The sequence below is a fragment of the Streptomyces sp. NPDC037054 genome (genome assembly GCF_055606745.1).
Map to the genome: position 1 here is coordinate 87210 of NZ_JBVJSJ010000007.1, position 15689 is coordinate 102898.

Consider the following 15689-nt stretch of genomic DNA (forward strand, 5'->3'; position numbering starts at 1 on the left):
CCGGGCACGCGTGTCGCCCGGGCGACGGCACCGGGCGTGTGCGCCTGCAGCCCGGCAACACCCGCACTCCTCCACGCCACCCGGTGCGCCCTTCCCGGCGCACCCGGTCGCGCTCCCAGTCGTCACCCTCATTCCTGGAGTCCGCGATGGCCACTCCCCTGTCCGACACCCCTCTGTCCCCGCTCCGGACCATCGCCGTCGTCGGCCTCGGCACCATGGGCACCGGCATCGCCGAGGTCCTCGCCAAGGCCGGCCGGACGGTCCTCGGCATCGACATCAGCGAGGCCCAGGCCGCCAAGTGCGCCGCCGCCCTGGAGGCCTCCACCGCCCGCGCCGTGCAGCGCGGGCGGCTCACCGAGCAGGACCGCGCGGACCTCCTCGCCCGGGTCCGCACCTCCACCGACCTGCGCGCGGCGGCCGACGCCGACCTGGTCATCGAGGTGGCGCCGGAGTCGTACGAGGTCAAGCAGCAGATCTTCCGGGAGCTGGACGGGATCGTGCGGCCCACGACGATCCTCGCGACCGGCACCAACGCCCTGTCGGTCACGCGCCTGGCCGCCGACTCCTCCCGCCCCGAGCGGGTGCTCGGCATGCACTTCTTCAACCCGGCGCCCGCGATGAAGCTGGTCGAGGTCGTCTCGTCCGTGCTGACCGCGCCCGCCGCCGTCACCGCCGTCACCAACCTCGCCCTGGACCTCGGCAAGGAGCCCGTCGCGGTCGGCGACCGGCCCGGATTCGTCGCCGACGGGCTGCTGTTCGGCTACCTCAACCAGGCCGCCGCGATGTACGAGGCGAACTACGCCTCCCGCGAGGACATCGACGCGGCGATGCGGCTGGGCTGCGGACTGCCGATGGGCCCCCTCGCCCTGCTCGACCTGATCGGCATCGACACCGCCCGCACGGTCCTGGAGGCCATGTACGCCGAGTCCCGCGACCGGCTGCACGCCCCGGCGCCGATCCTGAAGCAGCTCAGCGCGGCGGGCCTGACGGGCCGCAAGGCGGGCCGCGGCTTCTACACGTACGAGGCACCCGACAGCGCGACCGTCGTGCCGGACGCGCTGACCCCGCGCGAGGGCGGCACCGAGGCCGTCGGCCGGCCGGTCCGCTCGGTCGGCGTCGCGGGCTCCGGCACGATGGCCTCCGGCATCGCCGAGGTGTTCGCCAAGGCCGGCTACGAGGTCGTCCTCGCCGCCCGCAGCGAGGAGAAGGCGCAGACGGCCAAGGCCCGCATCGGCAAGTCGCTGGCCCGCTCCGTCGACAAGGGCCGGATGACCGCCGAGACCGCCGCGCAGACCCTGGAGCGGATCCGGCCGACGGGCAGCTACGACGACTTCGCCGACGTCGACCTGGCCGTCGAGGCGGTCGCGGAGGACCTGGCGGTCAAGCAGCAGTTGTTCGCCGCGCTGGACAAGGTCTGCAAGCCGGGCGCCGTCCTCGCGACGACGACCTCGTCCCTGCCGGTCGTCGCCTGCGCCCGCGCCACCTCGCGTCCGCAGGACGTGATCGGCATGCACTTCTTCAACCCGGCGCCCGCGATGAAGCTGGTCGAGGTGGTCCGCACGGTGCTGACCGCCGACGACGTCCACGCCACGGTCCGCGAGGTGTGCGTCAGGATCAAGAAGCACGCCGTGGACTGCGGCGACCGCGCCGGGTTCATCGTCAACGCGCTGCTCTTCCCGTACCTGAACAACGCGATCAAGATGGTGCAGGAGCACTACGCGTCGCTGGACGACATCGACGCGGCCATGAAGCTCGGCGGCGGCTACCCGATGGGGCCCTTCGAGCTGCTGGACGTCGTCGGTCTGGACGTCTCCCTCGCCATCGAGAAGGTCCTGCACCGCGAGTTCCGCGACCCGGGCCTCGCCCCGGCGCCGCTGCTGGAGCACCTGGTGGCCGCGGGCTGCCTCGGCCGCAAGACGGGCCGCGGCTTCCGCGAGTATGCCCGCCGCTGAAGGACGGCCCGGCGACTGGTTCCGGCCAGGTGAGGACTGGGGCGGACTGCTCGACCCCGCCGTGCTTCCCCCGTCCCCGAGGGGCGGGGGGAACCCCGTGCACGCGCATGGAGCTGCGCACATGCAGTACGTTCGGGGCATGTCCCAGCCCGCCAAGTCCTCACGTACACCAGCTACGCCCGACGCGCCGGAAAGCGCCGCCGGCAGTCGCGCCGCCGCCCAACGGCTCAAGATGCGCCGGGAACTGGCGGCCGCGGCGATGGAGCTGTTCGCGACCAAGGGGTACGAGGCGACCACCGTCGACGAGATCGCGGCCCAGGCCGGGGTCGCGCGCCGCACGTTCTTCCGCCACTTCCGCTCCAAGGAAGAGGCCATCTTCCCCGACCACGACGACACCCTGGTGCGCGCGGAGGCGGTGCTCAACGCGGCGCCCGCGCACGAGCACCCGCTCGACACCGTGTGCCGCGGCATCAAGGAAGTCATGAAGATGTACGCGGCCCGGCCGGAGATCTCGGTCGCCCGCTACAAGCTGACGCGCGAGGTGCCCACCCTGCGCGAGGCGGAGATCGCGTCGGTGGCCCGCTACGAGCGCCTCTTCACCCGCTACCTCCTCGGCCACTTCGACGAGCACGCGCACGACGACGACGCCAACGACGACCCGCTGCTCGCCGAGGTCGCCGCGTCCGCGGTCGTCACCGCCCACAACCACGTCCTGCGGCGCTGGCTGCGGGCGGGCGGCCAGGGCGACGTGGAGGCGCAGCTCGACCACGCCTTCGCGATCGTCCGCAAGACGTTCGGCACGGGCATCGGGGCGGGCCGCAGCGGCGCGCCCCGCCAGACGCCGGCCACGGCCTCCGTGCACGGCGAGGTGCTGGTGACGGTCGCGCGGACCGACGCGCCGCTGGACGAGGTCATGCGGACCATCGAGGAGGCCCTCAAGACCCGCTGAGCCCGCCCAGCCCGCTGTGACGACGGCCACCCGTACGGGTGGCCGTTTTGGCGTATCCGGGTGGCGTTTGCCCCTCTCCGGTGAGGCAATTCGATCGATCATCGCTCATTTGTTACGTAAAGATTTCATCTGAGAGCAGGTTCTGGCACTCAGTGCCTTGTCAGCTGACACGCGGTGTCATACGTTGAGGGGGTCCGGGCACCTGTCCCAGCGGGCCCACCGCCCGCGCGTGCTCCGGACGCCTGCGTCACAGGCACCCTCCCGCGCCACAAAGCGCTGCCGCACAGCACCACCGGCCGAACCGACGGCACACCCGCGAAAACCCTCAGCAGCACCGACGCAACCCTCAGCGCCCCTCCCTCAGGGCGCTCACCGCCGGAGGCAACACCGTGACCGTGAAGGACATCCTGGACGCGATCCAGTCGCCCGACTCGACGCCGGCCGACTTCGCCGCCCTGCCGCTCCCCGAGTCGTACCGCGCGATCACCGTGCACAAGGACGAGACCGAGATGTTCGCGGGCATGCCGACCCGCGAGAAGGACCCGCGCAAGTCGATCCACCTCGACGACGTGCCGGTGCCCGAACTGGGCCCGGGCGAGGCCCTGGTGGCCGTGATGGCCTCCTCGGTCAACTACAACTCGGTGTGGACCTCGATCTTCGAGCCGCTGTCGACCTTCGGCTTCCTGGAGCGCTACGGCCGCACCAACGAGCTGGCCAAGCGCCACGACCTGCCGTACCACATCATCGGCTCCGACCTCGCGGGCGTCGTCCTGCGCACCGGCCCCGGCGTCAACGCCTGGCAGCCGGGCGACGAGGTCGTCGCGCACTGCCTGTCCGTCGAGCTGGAGTCCTCGGACGGCCACAACGACACGATGCTCGACCCGGAGCAGCGCATCTGGGGCTTCGAGACCAACTTCGGCGGCCTCGCCGAGATCGCGCTCGTCAAGTCCAACCAGCTGATGCCGAAGCCGAAGCACCTCAGCTGGGAGGAGGCCGCCGCCCCCGGCCTGGTCAACTCCACCGCCTACCGGCAGCTGGTCTCGCGCAACGGCGCCGGCATGAAGCAGGGCGACAACGTCCTGATCTGGGGCGCGAGCGGCGGCCTCGGCTCCTACGCCACGCAGTTCGCGCTGGCCGGCGGCGCCAACCCGATCTGCGTCGTCTCCAGTGAGCAGAAGGCGGACATCTGCCGCTCGATGGGCGCCGAGGCGATCATCGACCGCAACGCCGAGGGCTACAAGTTCTGGAAGGACGAGAACACCCAGGACCCGAAGGAGTGGAAGCGCTTCGGCAAGCGCATCCGCGAGCTCACCGGCGGCGAGGACATCGACATCGTCTTCGAGCACCCCGGACGCGAGACCTTCGGCGCGAGCGTCTTCGTCACCCGCAAGGGCGGCACCATCACCACCTGCGCCTCGACCTCGGGCTACATGCACGAGTACGACAACCGCTACCTGTGGATGTCCCTGAAGCGCATCATCGGCTCGCACTTCGCCAACTACCGCGAGGCCTGGGAGGCCAACCGGCTCATCGCGAAGGGCAAGATCCACCCGACGCTGTCCAAGGTGTACTCCCTTGAGGACACCGGGCAGGCCGCCTACGACGTGCACCGCAACCTCCACCAGGGCAAGGTCGGCGTGCTGTGCCTGGCCCCCGAGGAGGGCCTCGGCGTCCGCGACGAGGAGACGCGCGCCAAGCACATCGACGCCATCAACCGCTTCCGGAACATCTGAGGGCCGGAGATGACAGAGCGTCAGAAGGACCGTCCGTGGCTCATGCGGACGTACGCGGGGCACTCGACCGCGGAGGCGTCCAACGAGCTGTACCGGCGCAACCTCGCCAAGGGCCAGACCGGCCTGTCGGTCGCGTTCGACCTGCCGACGCAGACCGGCTACGACTCCGACCACGTCCTCGCCCGCGGCGAGGTCGGCCGGGTCGGCGTGCCGGTCGCCCATCTCGGTGACATGCGGCGGCTGTTCCAGGACATCCCCCTGGAGCAGATGAACACCTCGATGACGATCAACGCCACGGCCATGTGGCTCCTGGCGCTCTACCAGGTCGTCGCCGAGGAGCAGGGCGCGGACATCACCAAGCTCCAGGGGACGACGCAGAACGACATCGTGAAGGAGTACCTGTCGCGGGGGACGCACGTCTTCCCGCCGGGCCCCTCCCTCCGTCTGACGACGGACATGATCGCGTACACGGTCTCCCACCTGCCGAAGTGGAACCCGATCAACATCTGCAGCTACCACCTGCAGGAGGCGGGCGCCACGCCGGTGCAGGAGATCGCGTACGCGATGTCCACCGCGATCGCCGTGCTGGACGCCGTGCGCGACGGCGGCCAGGTGCCGCAGGAGCGCATGGGCGACGTCGTCGGCCGCATCTCGTTCTTCGTGAACGCGGGCGTCCGCTTCGTCGAGGAGATGTGCAAGATGCGCGCCTTCGGCCGCATCTGGGACAAGGTCACCCGCGAGCGGTACGGCATCGAGAACCCCAAGCACCGCCGCTTCCGCTACGGCGTCCAGGTCAACTCCCTCGGTCTGACCGAGGCGCAGCCGGAGAACAACGTCCAGCGCATCGTGCTGGAGATGCTGGCCGTGACCCTGTCGAAGGACGCACGCGCGCGTGCCGTGCAGCTGCCGGCCTGGAACGAGGCCCTCGGCCTGCCGCGCCCCTGGGACCAGCAGTGGTCGCTGCGCATCCAGCAGGTCCTGGCGTACGAGAGCGACCTGCTGGAGTACGACGACATCTTCGAGGGCTCGAAGGTGATCGAGGCGAAGGTCTCGGAGCTGGTCGAGGAGTCGCTCGCCGAGATCGAGCGGATCCAGGAGATGGGCGGCGCGATGGCCGCCGTCGAGTCGGGCTACCTCAAGTCGCAACTGGTGGCCTCGCACGCCGAGCGCCGGGCCCGCATCGAGTCCGGCGAGGAGAAGATCGTCGGCGTCAACGCCTTCGAGGGCACCGAGCCGAACCCGCTGACCGCCGACCTGGACACCGCGATCCAGACGGTGGATCCGGCGGTCGAGGCCCGCGTCATCGCCTCGCTCCAGCAGTGGCGCGACACCCGCTACCAGCCGCCGTTCAACCACCCGCGCCCGTGCAAGGCGCTGGAGCGCCTGAAGGAGGCCGCGCGCGGCACCGCCAACCTGATGGAGGCGACCCTGGAGTGCGCCCGCGCCGGTGTCACGACCGGCGAGTGGGCCGGCGCGCTGCGCGAGGTGTTCGGCGAGTTCCGCGCCCCGACGGGCGTGTCGTCGGCGCCGGTCGCGATCCCCGCCGAGGAGGGCTCCGCGCTCGCCGGGGTGCGCCGCAAGGTGGAACTGACGGCCAGGGACCTGGGCGTCGGCAAGCTGCGCTTCCTGGTGGGCAAGCCGGGCCTGGACGGGCACTCCAACGGCGCCGAGCAGATCGCCGTACGCGCGCGTGACGCCGGCTTCGAGGTGGTGTACCAGGGCATCCGGCTCACCCCGGAGCAGATCGTGGACGCGGCGCTCGCGGAGGACGTGCACGCGGTCGGCCTGTCGATCCTGTCCGGGTCGCACGCGCAGCTGGTGCCGGACGTGCTGGAGCGGCTGCGTGTGGCCGGTGCCACAGACATTCCGGTGATCGCAGGTGGCATCATCCCGAACGGCGACGCCGAACAGCTCAGGTCCGCAGGTGTGGCCGCGGTCTTCACCCCGAAGGACTTCGACATCACCGGAATCATCGGCCGCATCGTCGACGAGATCCGGAAAGCGAACAAGCTCGACCCCCTGGAGGTCCCCGCATGACCACGCCCGTCAACCGCCTTCGCCCGCGGCGTTCCTGCCTGGCCGTGCCGGGCTCGAACCCGCGCTTCCTGGAGAAGGCCCAGGGCCTCCCCGCCGACCAGGTCTTCCTCGACCTGGAGGACGCCTGCGCGCCGCTCGCCAAGCCCGAGGCGCGGCACACCATCGTCAAGTTCCTCAACGAGGGCGACTGGACGGGCAAGACGCGCGTGGTCCGCGTCAACGACTGGACGACGGAGTGGACGTACCGGGACGTCGTGACGGTCGTGGAGGGCGCCGGCCCGAACCTCGACTGCATCATGCTCCCGAAGGTCCAGGACGCGCAGCAGATCGTCGCGCTGGACCTGCTGCTGACGCAGATCGAGAAGACGATGGGCTTCGAGGTCGGCCGCATCGGCATTGAGGCGCAGATCGAGAACGCACAGGGCCTCAACAACGTCAATGAAATCGCTCAGGCCAGTCCACGTGTGGAGACGATCATCTTCGGCCCGGCCGACTTCATGGCGTCGATCAACATGAAGTCGCTCGTCGTGGGCGAGCAGCCGCCCGGTTACCCGGCGGACGCCTACCACTACATCCTGATGAAGATCCTGATGGCGGCCCGCGCCAACAACCTCCAGGCGATCGACGGCCCCTACCTCCAGATCCGCAACGTCGACGGCTACCGCGAGGTCGCGCAGCGCGCCGCGGCGCTCGGCTTCGACGGCAAGTGGGTGCTGCACCCGGGCCAGGTCGAGGCGTCCAACGAGATCTTCTCGCCGTCGCAGGAGGACTACGACCACGCCGAGCTGATCCTGGACGCGTACGAGTACTACACGTCCGAGGCGGGCGGCAAGAAGGGCTCCGCGATGCTCGGCGACGAGATGATCGACGAGGCCAGCCGCAAGATGGCGCTGGTCGTCGCGGGCAAGGGACGCGCCGCCGGCATGCGGCGCACCAGCACGTTCGAGATCCCGGAGGCGTGACGGCCATGCAGTTCGGACGCACCTACGAGGAGTTCGAGGTCGGGGCGGTCTACAAGCACTGGCCCGGGAAGACGGTCACGGAGTACGACGACCACCTCTTCTGTCTCCTCACCATGAACCACCACCCGCTCCACATGGACGTCAACTATGCGGAGAGGACGACGGACTTCGGCAAGAACGTCGTCGTCGGGAACTACATCTACTCGCTGCTGCTCGGCATGTCCGTGCCGGACGTCTCCGGCAAGGCGATCGCCAACCTGGAGATCGAGTCGCTCAAGCACGTGGCGCCGACGTTCCACGGCGACACGATCTACGGCGAGACGACGGTCCTCGACAAGTGGCCGTCGAAGTCGAAGAACGACCGCGGCATCGTGCACGTCGAGACCAGGGGCTACAAGCAGGACGGCACGCTCGTCTGCGTGTTCCGCCGCAAGGTGATGGTGCCGACCGAGACGTACATCAAGGAGCGCGGCGGCGAGCAGCCCGGCCGCCCGGAGCCGAAGCAGCAGGAGAAGTAGCCATGGCGCGACTCGCCCAGACCGCCGGTCTGACCGACGTCCAGCAGGAGATCCTGTCCACCGTCCGCGACTTCGTGGACAAGGAGATCATCCCGGTCGCGACCGAGCTGGAGCACCGCGACGAGTACCCGCAGCAGATCGTCGACGGGCTCAAGGAGCTCGGTCTGTTCGGTCTCATGATCCCCGAGGAGTACGGGGGTCTGGGCGAGTCGCTGCTCACCTACGCGCTGTGCGTGGAGGAGATCGCGCGCGGCTGGATGTCGGTGTCCGGCATCATCAACACCCACTTCATCGTGGCGTACATGCTCAAGCAGCACGGCACGCAGGAGCAGAAGGACCACTTCCTGCCGCGGATGGCGGCCGGTGACGTCCGGGGCGCGTTCTCCATGTCGGAGCCGGCGCTGGGCTCGGACGTGTCGGCCATCACGTCGAAGGCGGTGAAGGACGGCGACGAGTACGTCCTGAGCGGCCAGAAGATGTGGCTGACGAACGGCGGAACCTCGTCCCTGGTGGCCGTTCTGGTCCGAAGTGACGAAGGACACCCGGAGGGCACGGCCCCCCACAAGTCGATGACCACCTTCCTGGTGGAGAAGGAGCCCGGGTTCGGCGAGGTGCGCCCCGGCCTGACCATCCCGGGCAAGATCGACAAGATGGGCTACAAGGGGGTCGACACCACCGAGCTCATCATGGACGGCCTGCGCATTCCCGCGAACCGGGTGCTCGGCGGGGTCACCGGCCGCGGCTTCTACCAGATGATGGACGGCGTCGAGGTGGGCCGCGTCAACGTCGCGGCACGTGGTTGCGGCGTCGCGCAGCGTGCGTTCGAGCTGGGTGTGCGGTACGCCCAGCAGCGCCACACCTTCGGCAAGCCGATCGCCCAGCACCAGGCGATCCAGTTCAAGCTGGCCGAGATGGCTACCAAGGTGGAGGCCGCTCATGCGATGATGGTGAATGCCGCACGCAAAAAGGACTCGGGAGAACGAAACGACCTCGAGGCAGGGATGGCGAAGTACCTCGCCTCCGAATACTGCAAGGAGGTCGTGGAGGACGCCTTCCGCATCCACGGTGGATACGGCTTCTCCAAGGAGTACGAGATCGAGCGCCTCTACCGCGAGGCGCCGATGCTGCTCATCGGTGAAGGTACCGCCGAGATCCAGAAAATGATCATCGGCCGGCGGCTGCTCGAAGAGTATCGATTCCAGGGCTAGATGTCCGGATACGGGGTGTTTTCTTTGGGAAGAGGATCACACCCCGTCAGCACTCTTCAGCCGCCGACTCGGCTTCCTGGCTTACCCAGTTGCGGCCCGAAGCCGCTACGATCGCCGGAAAGCCGCCGTCCCCCGCAAGAAGCGCGGCATCATCCGCTACGAAGGTCATCCATGCCCCACAGCCAAACCTCTGCACCTCGCGACAGCCGTGTCGGCGTACGCCTCGCGCGCGGAGCATCGCCGTGGCTTCTTCCGACCGTCGCCACCGCAGCCGTCAGCCTGCTCCGCGCCCGCCGCTCGGGCACGGCCAAGGCCGTCGCCGTCCCCGCCACCGCGCTGGCGGCGGGGATGCTGTGGTTCTTCCGCGACCCCGAGCGCGAGATCACCCGGGGCCGGGTCATCTCGCCCGCCGACGGTGTGGTGCAGAGCATCATGCCGTGGAAGGACGGCCGCACGCGCGTCGCCATCTTCATGAGCCCGCTCAACGTCCACGTCAACCGTGCGCCGCTGGACGGCACGGTGACGTCGGTCGAGCACATCCCCGGCGGCTTCGTCCCCGCTTTCAACAAGGAGAGCGAGAACAACGAGCGCGTCGTCTGGCACTTCGACACCGAACTCGGTGACATCGAGATGATCCAGATCGCCGGCGCGGTGGCCCGCCGCATCGTGCCGTACGTCCCGCAGGGCACGAAGGTCGAGCAGGGCGAGCGGATCGGCCTGATCCGCTTCGGCTCCCGCGTCGACCTGTACCTCCCGGAGGGCGTGGAGGTGGCGGTCGAGGTCGGTCAGAAGACCGTGGCTGGGGTGACTCGCATTGACCGTGATTGATCCGGAGACACAGGCGGGCTGGGTGCCCGAGGCCGACGAGGCGGACGACGAGGAGGAGATGCCGCTCTCGCTGCGCCTGTCGATAGCGGACACCCTCACGCTCGGCAACGCCACGTGCGGCTTCATGGCGGTGTACTTCACCACCACCGGCATCCTCATCCCGCACCTCACGGGCAGCCAGGAGACCGGCATGGCCCGCCACAGCGCGGCCACCGCGGTCATCCTGATGCTGTGCGCCGCGGTCTTCGACCTGTTCGACGGCCTGGTGGCGCGCAAGCTGCGCTCCTCCCCCATGGGCGCGGAGCTGGACAACCTCTCGGACCTGATCAGCTTCGGCCTGGCCCCGGCGTACTTCGTCCTGGTCTACGGCATGGTCGCCGACGACGCGCACCAGCGGGTGGCGGCGGTCGGCGCGATCGTGGTGCTGCTGGCGGTGGTGCTGAGGCTCGCGAGATTCTCCTGCGTCACGGTGAAGGACGGCACGTTCCAGGGCATGCCGTCGCCGTTCGGCGCGCTGACGGTCGTCTCGATCGTCCTGCTCGAGCTGCCCTTCGTGGCGACGCTGCTGGCCATCCTCGGGACGGCGTGGCTGATGGTGAGCCGCGTGGAGTACCCGAAGCCGCGCGGGCGTCTCGCCGTGGCCATGCTGTCGTGGATCGTGCTCAGCATGGGTCTGCTGGCCGCGTGGGCGTTCGACGCGCCGAGCGGGCAGCTGCTGCTCCAGACGGGCTGCGCGCTGCAGCTGGTGATGGGCGCGGTGATTCCGCTGTTCGCGACGGCTCGCCGGGTGAACAACTTCCGCGACAACCGGCGCGAGGCGCGGGCGGCGCAGCTGCCGTAGCGGCGCGGGTGCCGTAGCGGCGCGGGTGCCGTAGCGGCGCGGGTGCCGTAGCGGCGCTTGAGCCGAAAAGGAGTTGGGCCCCGAACCCGGGATCGACGGGTTCGGGGCCCTTTCCGTGCCCGGCCGGCGTCAGCTCGTCAGCTGAGGAAGTCCCTCGCGATCTTCCGCGCCACCTGCTCCAGGATCGGTCCCGCGTTCGCGATGCACTTGGCGACGTCCGGCTCGACGTCCGTCAGCGCGTACGCCCGGCGGATCCCGGCCCGCCCCAGCGCCTCCGGCGGCAGCGCCAGGCGCCCGCACACCGCGACGACGTCCTTGCCCGCCGCGCGCGCCGCCGCGGCGACACCCGCGGGCGCCTTGCCGTGCAGGGTCTGCTCGTCGAGGGAGCCCTCACCGGTGATCACCAGCTCGGTGCCCTCCAGCGCGGGCGCAAAGCCCAGCACGTCGAGCATCACCTCGATGCCGGGCCGGAACCGGGCCCCGACCAGCATCGCGCCGTACCCGATGCCGCCGGCGGCGCCCGCGCCGGGCGACGCGGCGTACTCGGCGGCCTTCGGGCCGACCGTCTCCGCGAGGACCTCGGCGAAGTGCGCGAGGGCCGCGTCCAGGGCGGCCACGTCGTCCGCGGAGGCGCCCTTCTGCGGGCCGTACACGGCCGGGGCGCCCGTCGGGCCGGTCAGCGGGTTGTCGACGTCGCTGGCCAGCACGAACTCGACGTCCGCGAGGCGCGGGTCGAGGCCGGACAGGTCGGCCGACTCCAGTTCGGCGAGGCCGCCGCCACCGGGCGGGACGGGCTCGCCGCCCTTGGTGAGGAAGCGGGCGCCCAGCGCGGCCAGCATGCCGGCGCCGCCGTCGGTGGTGGCGCTGCCGCCGACGCCGAAGACGATGGTCCGCGCGCCCGCGTCGAGGGCGGCGCGCAGCAGCTCGCCGGAGCCGTACGTGGAGGCCGTGAGCGGCGCGAACACGCCGGCCGGCAGTCGCTGGAGGCCACTGGCCTCGGCCATCTCGACGACGGCCGTGTCGCCGCGCAGCGCGTAGGTCGCGGTGACCTCGTCGCCGAGGGGCCCGGCGACGCGCACCTCGCGCCGCTCGAACCCGGCCGCGACCGCCGCGGCCACCGTTCCGTCGCCGCCGTCGGCCACGGGCAGCGCCGCCACCTCCAGGTCGGGCAGGACGCCGCGCAGCCCGGCCGTGACCCGGTCGGCGACCTCCACGGCCGTCAGCGACCCCTTGAACTTGTCCGCGGCGATGAGCACCCGCCGGACCGGCCGGCCCCTCACGGTGTCAGTCCCTGCAGCGTCCGCCACTCGTCTTCCCCTTGCTCTCCGGGCCGCGTGCATCCGTGCGCACGTCACGGCCAGTCGCGCCGCTGCGACCTTAACCGAGGACGCCCCCGCCGTCATGCCCCTGCCCAGTCCCTGGACCAGGGCGGGAAGGCCCTGGCGGAGCCCGATGAGGGCCGTCGGCGGGGGCCGTGGTGCGGGCGGGCCGAATCGGGTAGACCGGAGGAATGACCCCAGTGGGCACCACGGGCACCGCGCCCGACCTCGCCGACCGCGTGCACGGGGGCTGGCTGGGCCGGATCGCGGGCAACATGCTCGGCAAGCCGGTCGAGCGGGGCGATCTGTGGACCCGGGACCGCATCGACCGCTATCTGCGAGCGGCGTCCGCCCTGCCGCTCACCGACTACCTGCCCGAGCCGCCGGGCGGCGACGGGGACGCCTGGGAGCTGCGCCCGGAGTGGCGGGCGTGCGTGCGCGGCCGGATCCACGGCAGCTGCCGGGACGACGACGTCGACTACGCGATCCTCGGCCTCGACCTGCTGGAGACCCGCGGCTTCGGCTTCAGCACCGAGCAGGTCGGCGAGCTGTGGCTGCTGCGGCTGCCCTACCTCCAGACGTTCACGGCGGAACGGGTGGCGTACCGGAACCTGGCGAACGGGCTGCGGCCGCCGCTGACGGCGACGTACGACAACCCGTACCAGGAGTGGATCGGCGCGCTGATCCGCGCCGACGTGTTCGGCTGGACCTGCCCCGGCGACCCGGCGCGGGCGGCGCACCTGGCGCGCCGGGACGCGGTGCTGTCCCACACCGGCAACGGCGTGTACGGCGCGATGTGGGCGGCGGCGCTGATCTCGGCGGCGTTCACGGCGGGCGGCGTGCGGGAGGCGCTGGACCGGGCGCTGACCGTGATCCCGGCGAGCAGCCGGCTGGCCCGCACGGTCCGGCGCGTGATGTCGCTGCACGACGCCCGGATGAGCTGGGAGGACACCCTGACGACGGTCGGCGGGGAGACCGCCGGCCTCGGCTGGATCCACACCGTGCCGAACGCCGCCGTGCTCACGGCCGGGCTGCTGTACGGCGACGGCGACTTCACCCGGACCCTCGCCCTCACCGTCCGCGGCGGCCTGGACACCGACTCCAACGGCGCGACGGCGGGCTCGGTGGCGGGCGTCCTCGCCGGGGCGCGGGGCATTCCGGCCCAGTGGACGGAGCCGCTTCAGGACACGGTCCGCAGCGCGGTGTTCGGCTTCGACGGCGCCCGGATCAGCGAGCTGGCCCGCCGGACGCTGCGGCTGGCCGAGTCGGCGGTCGCTACCCTGCCCGCATGACCACCAGTGGAGACTTCGCCGCCTACATCGCCTCCCTGCCCCGCGCGCTCGTCGGTGCCGCCGCCCTGTTCCGTGACGCCGAGGGACGGGTGCTGCTCGTCGAGCCCAACTACCGGGAGGGCTGGGCGCTGCCGGGCGGGACCGTCGAGTCGGACGACGGCGAGACCCCGCGGCAGGGCGCGCGGCGCGAGACGGCCGAGGAGATCGGCCTCGACCGGGAGCCGGGGCGGCTGCTCGCGGTCGACTGGGTGCCCGGCCCCGGCCGGCCGCCGCTGGTCGCCTACCTGTACGACGGCGGGGTGCTCGACGAGGAGGAGCTGAAGGCGATCCGGCTCCAGGAGGAGGAGTTGCTGTCCTGGCGTCTCGTGCCGCGTGAGGAACTCGCCGACCATCTGCTCGGCGCGCTCCTCGGCCGGGTGCGGGCGGCGCTGGACGTCCTCGACTCGGGCGCGGGCACGGTCGAGCTGGAGAGCGGCCGGCCGGTCGGCCGTCCCGGCCGGTTCAGCCCTGGTGGTCCTGCGGCTTGACGTCCACCTCGCGCAGCGCCTCGTCCCGCTCGGCGACGCGGGCCTCGGTGCGGTGGCCGCGCTGGATGTAGTCACGGACGACGAGTTCCACGGCGTCCTGGGGGCTGCCGACGCCGGCGAGGACCATGACTTCCACGACGAGTTCAGCGTCCAGCGACACCGTGATCTTTGCCATGCCGGGACGCTAACACCCCGGGCGCCCGCGCGGCACCGGTCCGGGACCGGATATCCCGTTCGCCGCCGGGCCGGGCGCGGCCTACCCTCGTCGGCATGAGCAAGCCTCTCGTCGCCGTCCTCACCGGTGCGGGCATCTCCACCGACTCCGGCATCCCCGACTACCGCGGCCCCAACGGCCTGTGGCGGCGGGACCCGGAGGCGGAGAAGCTCGTGACGTACGGGTACTACATGGGCGATCCGGAGATCCGGCGGCGGTCCTGGCAGATGCGGCGGAAGAACCGGACGCTGCACGCGCGGCCCAACGCGGCGCACCGCGCGGTGGCCGATCTGGAGCGGTCCGGGGTGCCGGTGCGGGTGATCACGCAGAACGTGGACGGGCTGCACCAGCTCGCCGGGATGCCCGCCCGCAAGGTCCTCGAACTGCACGGCAGCGCACGGAGTTTCGTGTGCACGCGGTGTCACGCGCGCGGGCCGATGGAGGACGCGCTCGCCCGGGTGGAGGCCGGTGAGGCGGACCCGCCGTGCCGGGAGTGCGGCGGCATCCTGAAGTCGGCGACGGTGATGTTCGGCGAGCGTCTCGACCCGGTGGTGCTGGGCGACGCCCTGGCCGTCACCAAGGCCTGCCAGGTGTTCTTCGCCGTCGGCAGCAGCCTCCGGGTGCAGCCGGCCGCGGGGCTCGCCGGGATCGCCGTCGACCACGGCGCCCGGCTGGTCGTCGTCAACGCCGAGCCGACGCCGTACGACGAGCTCGCCGACGAGGTCGTGCGGGAACCGATCGGGACGGCGCTGCCCCGGCTGCTGGGCGGGCTCGCGGAGGCGTAGCGCGCGGTCGGTTCCCGCGACGGCCGAGGTCAGAACAGGCCCGTGCCGCGCTCGAAGTCCAGCAGGCGGCGCTTGCGGTCCAGGCCGCCGCCGTACCCGGTGAGGCTGCCGTTGGCGCCGATGACACGGTGGCAGGGCACGATCACGCCGATGGGGTTGCGGCCGTTGGCCAGGCCCACGGCGCGCGATGCCTTGGGGGCGCCGAGGAGTTCGGCGAGTTCGCCGTAGGTGCGGGTCTCGCCGTAGGGGATGCGGCGCAGTTCGTCCCACACGCGACGCTGGAACGGCGTGCCGTTCAGGCGCAGTTCGAGGGTGAACTCCTTCAACTCGCCCGCGAAGTAGGCCTCCAGTTGCTCCTCGGCCCGCGCGAAGGGTGTTGCGTCGCGTGCGCCGAAGGTCTCCTCGGCGGGGCGGTGGCGCTGGGCCTCCATGTAGAGGCCGCACAGGATGCCGTCCTCGGCGACGAGGGTGAGCGGGCCGTACAGGCTGTCGACGACGGTGTGCTGTCGGTGCTGGGTCACGGA

Annotated in this window: 15 protein-coding genes; 12 read left to right on the forward strand and 3 right to left on the reverse strand. The window is 71.1% G+C overall.

The genetic code is table 11. From position 1 onward, the window contains the following. The first annotated feature begins 146 nt into the window (after positions 1–146). The 9 genes from ACZ7D7_RS18325 to pssA all read left to right on the forward strand — a co-directional run bounded on the left by ACZ7D7_RS18325 (position 147) and on the right by pssA (position 11028). Positions 147–1952 carry a 3-hydroxyacyl-CoA dehydrogenase family protein gene (locus tag ACZ7D7_RS18325; RefSeq protein WP_470825459.1) on the forward strand — a complete coding sequence of 602 codons (1806 nt, stop codon included), beginning with the start codon at positions 147–149 and terminating at the stop codon, positions 1950–1952. Between the two features lie 139 nt (positions 1953–2091). Further along, positions 2092–2901 carry a TetR family transcriptional regulator gene (locus ACZ7D7_RS18330; RefSeq protein ID WP_470825460.1) on the forward strand — a complete coding sequence of 270 codons (810 nt, stop codon included), beginning with the start codon at positions 2092–2094 and terminating at the stop codon, positions 2899–2901. Between the two features lie 395 nt (positions 2902–3296). Then, a complete protein-coding gene (gene ccrA, locus ACZ7D7_RS18335) occupies positions 3297–4634 on the forward strand; it encodes a crotonyl-CoA carboxylase/reductase (protein WP_470825836.1) in 1338 nt (445 codons plus the stop codon). A gap of 9 nt (positions 4635–4643) precedes the next feature. Beyond that, the gene (locus tag ACZ7D7_RS18340; RefSeq protein ID WP_470825461.1) at positions 4644–6671 is read left to right on the forward strand and encodes a protein meaA; all 2028 of its coding nucleotides are present in this window, start codon (positions 4644–4646) and stop codon (positions 6669–6671) included. Beyond that, entirely contained in the window at positions 6668–7633 is a 966-nt protein-coding gene (locus ACZ7D7_RS18345) for an HpcH/HpaI aldolase/citrate lyase family protein (RefSeq protein WP_470825463.1), read from the forward strand. Before ACZ7D7_RS18340 ends, ACZ7D7_RS18345 begins: the two co-directional genes overlap by 4 nt. A 5-nt stretch (positions 7634–7638) precedes the next feature. Next, positions 7639–8151: a MaoC family dehydratase gene (locus tag ACZ7D7_RS18350; RefSeq protein WP_470825464.1), complete on the forward strand. Its 513-nt coding sequence runs from the start codon at positions 7639–7641 to the stop codon at positions 8149–8151. A 2-nt stretch (positions 8152–8153) separates the two neighbouring features. Then, positions 8154–9359, forward strand: coding sequence for an acyl-CoA dehydrogenase family protein (locus ACZ7D7_RS18355; protein WP_470825465.1), 1206 nt, complete (start codon positions 8154–8156; stop codon positions 9357–9359). 171 nt (positions 9360–9530) lie between these two features. After that, positions 9531–10187, forward strand: coding sequence for a phosphatidylserine decarboxylase (locus tag ACZ7D7_RS18360; protein ID WP_470825467.1), 657 nt, complete (start codon positions 9531–9533; stop codon positions 10185–10187). Between the two features lie 22 nt (positions 10188–10209). Next, positions 10210–11028: a CDP-diacylglycerol--serine O-phosphatidyltransferase gene (pssA, locus tag ACZ7D7_RS18365; RefSeq protein WP_145871655.1), complete on the forward strand. Its 819-nt coding sequence runs from the start codon at positions 10210–10212 to the stop codon at positions 11026–11028. Between the two features lie 137 nt (positions 11029–11165). On the opposite strand, the gene ACZ7D7_RS18370 is transcribed toward pssA, so the two are convergent. Further along, positions 11166–12284: a glycerate kinase gene (locus ACZ7D7_RS18370; protein ID WP_470825837.1), complete on the reverse strand. Its 1119-nt coding sequence runs from the start codon at positions 12282–12284 to the stop codon at positions 11166–11168. A gap of 254 nt (positions 12285–12538) precedes the next feature. Here ACZ7D7_RS18370 and ACZ7D7_RS18375 point away from each other — a divergent pair, with 254 nt between their 5' ends. Then, positions 12539–13639: an ADP-ribosylglycohydrolase family protein gene (locus tag ACZ7D7_RS18375; RefSeq protein WP_470825468.1), complete on the forward strand. Its 1101-nt coding sequence runs from the start codon at positions 12539–12541 to the stop codon at positions 13637–13639. Then, positions 13636–14166, forward strand: a complete 531-nt coding sequence (locus ACZ7D7_RS18380) for an NUDIX domain-containing protein (protein WP_470825469.1) — start codon at positions 13636–13638, stop codon at positions 14164–14166. The genes ACZ7D7_RS18375 and ACZ7D7_RS18380 overlap by 4 nt, the downstream gene beginning before the upstream one ends. Here ACZ7D7_RS18380 and ACZ7D7_RS18385 read toward each other — a convergent pair. Continuing rightward, on the reverse strand, positions 14141–14341 hold the full coding sequence (locus tag ACZ7D7_RS18385) for a type II toxin-antitoxin system VapB family antitoxin (protein ID WP_470825471.1): 201 nt from the start codon (positions 14339–14341) through the stop codon (positions 14141–14143). The two genes, ACZ7D7_RS18380 and ACZ7D7_RS18385, sit on opposite strands and share 26 nt — an antisense overlap. Before the next feature lie 95 nt (positions 14342–14436). On the opposite strand from ACZ7D7_RS18385, the gene ACZ7D7_RS18390 reads away from it, so the two are divergent. Then, a complete protein-coding gene (locus ACZ7D7_RS18390) occupies positions 14437–15165 on the forward strand; it encodes an SIR2 family NAD-dependent protein deacylase (RefSeq protein ID WP_470825473.1) in 729 nt (242 codons plus the stop codon). A gap of 29 nt (positions 15166–15194) precedes the next feature. Here ACZ7D7_RS18390 and ACZ7D7_RS18395 read toward each other — a convergent pair whose 3' ends face one another. Continuing rightward, positions 15195–15686 carry a methylated-DNA--[protein]-cysteine S-methyltransferase gene (locus ACZ7D7_RS18395; RefSeq protein ID WP_470825475.1) on the reverse strand — a complete coding sequence of 164 codons (492 nt, stop codon included), beginning with the start codon at positions 15684–15686 and terminating at the stop codon, positions 15195–15197. Positions 15687–15689 lie beyond the last annotated feature (3 nt).

Excerpts from the sequence above, each read along its gene's own strand:
- ACZ7D7_RS18325 (WP_470825459.1), top strand. The coding sequence starts at position 147 with ATGGCCACTCCCCTGTCCGACACCCCTCTGTCCCCGCTCCGGACCATC.
- ACZ7D7_RS18330 (WP_470825460.1), top strand. The coding sequence starts at position 2,092 with ATGTCCCAGCCCGCCAAGTCCTCACGTACACCAGCTACGCCCGACGCG.
- ACZ7D7_RS18340 (WP_470825461.1), top strand. The coding sequence starts at position 4,644 with ATGACAGAGCGTCAGAAGGACCGTCCGTGGCTCATGCGGACGTACGCG.
- ACZ7D7_RS18345 (WP_470825463.1), top strand. The coding sequence starts at position 6,668 with ATGACCACGCCCGTCAACCGCCTTCGCCCGCGGCGTTCCTGCCTGGCC.
- ACZ7D7_RS18350 (WP_470825464.1), top strand. The coding sequence starts at position 7,639 with ATGCAGTTCGGACGCACCTACGAGGAGTTCGAGGTCGGGGCGGTCTAC.
- ACZ7D7_RS18355 (WP_470825465.1), top strand. The coding sequence starts at position 8,154 with ATGGCGCGACTCGCCCAGACCGCCGGTCTGACCGACGTCCAGCAGGAG.
- ACZ7D7_RS18360 (WP_470825467.1), top strand. The coding sequence starts at position 9,531 with ATGCCCCACAGCCAAACCTCTGCACCTCGCGACAGCCGTGTCGGCGTA.
- ACZ7D7_RS18375 (WP_470825468.1), top strand. The coding sequence starts at position 12,539 with ATGACCCCAGTGGGCACCACGGGCACCGCGCCCGACCTCGCCGACCGC.
- ACZ7D7_RS18380 (WP_470825469.1), top strand. The coding sequence starts at position 13,636 with ATGACCACCAGTGGAGACTTCGCCGCCTACATCGCCTCCCTGCCCCGC.
- ACZ7D7_RS18385 (WP_470825471.1), bottom strand. The coding sequence starts at position 14,341 with ATGGCAAAGATCACGGTGTCGCTGGACGCTGAACTCGTCGTGGAAGTC.
- ACZ7D7_RS18390 (WP_470825473.1), top strand. The coding sequence starts at position 14,437 with ATGAGCAAGCCTCTCGTCGCCGTCCTCACCGGTGCGGGCATCTCCACC.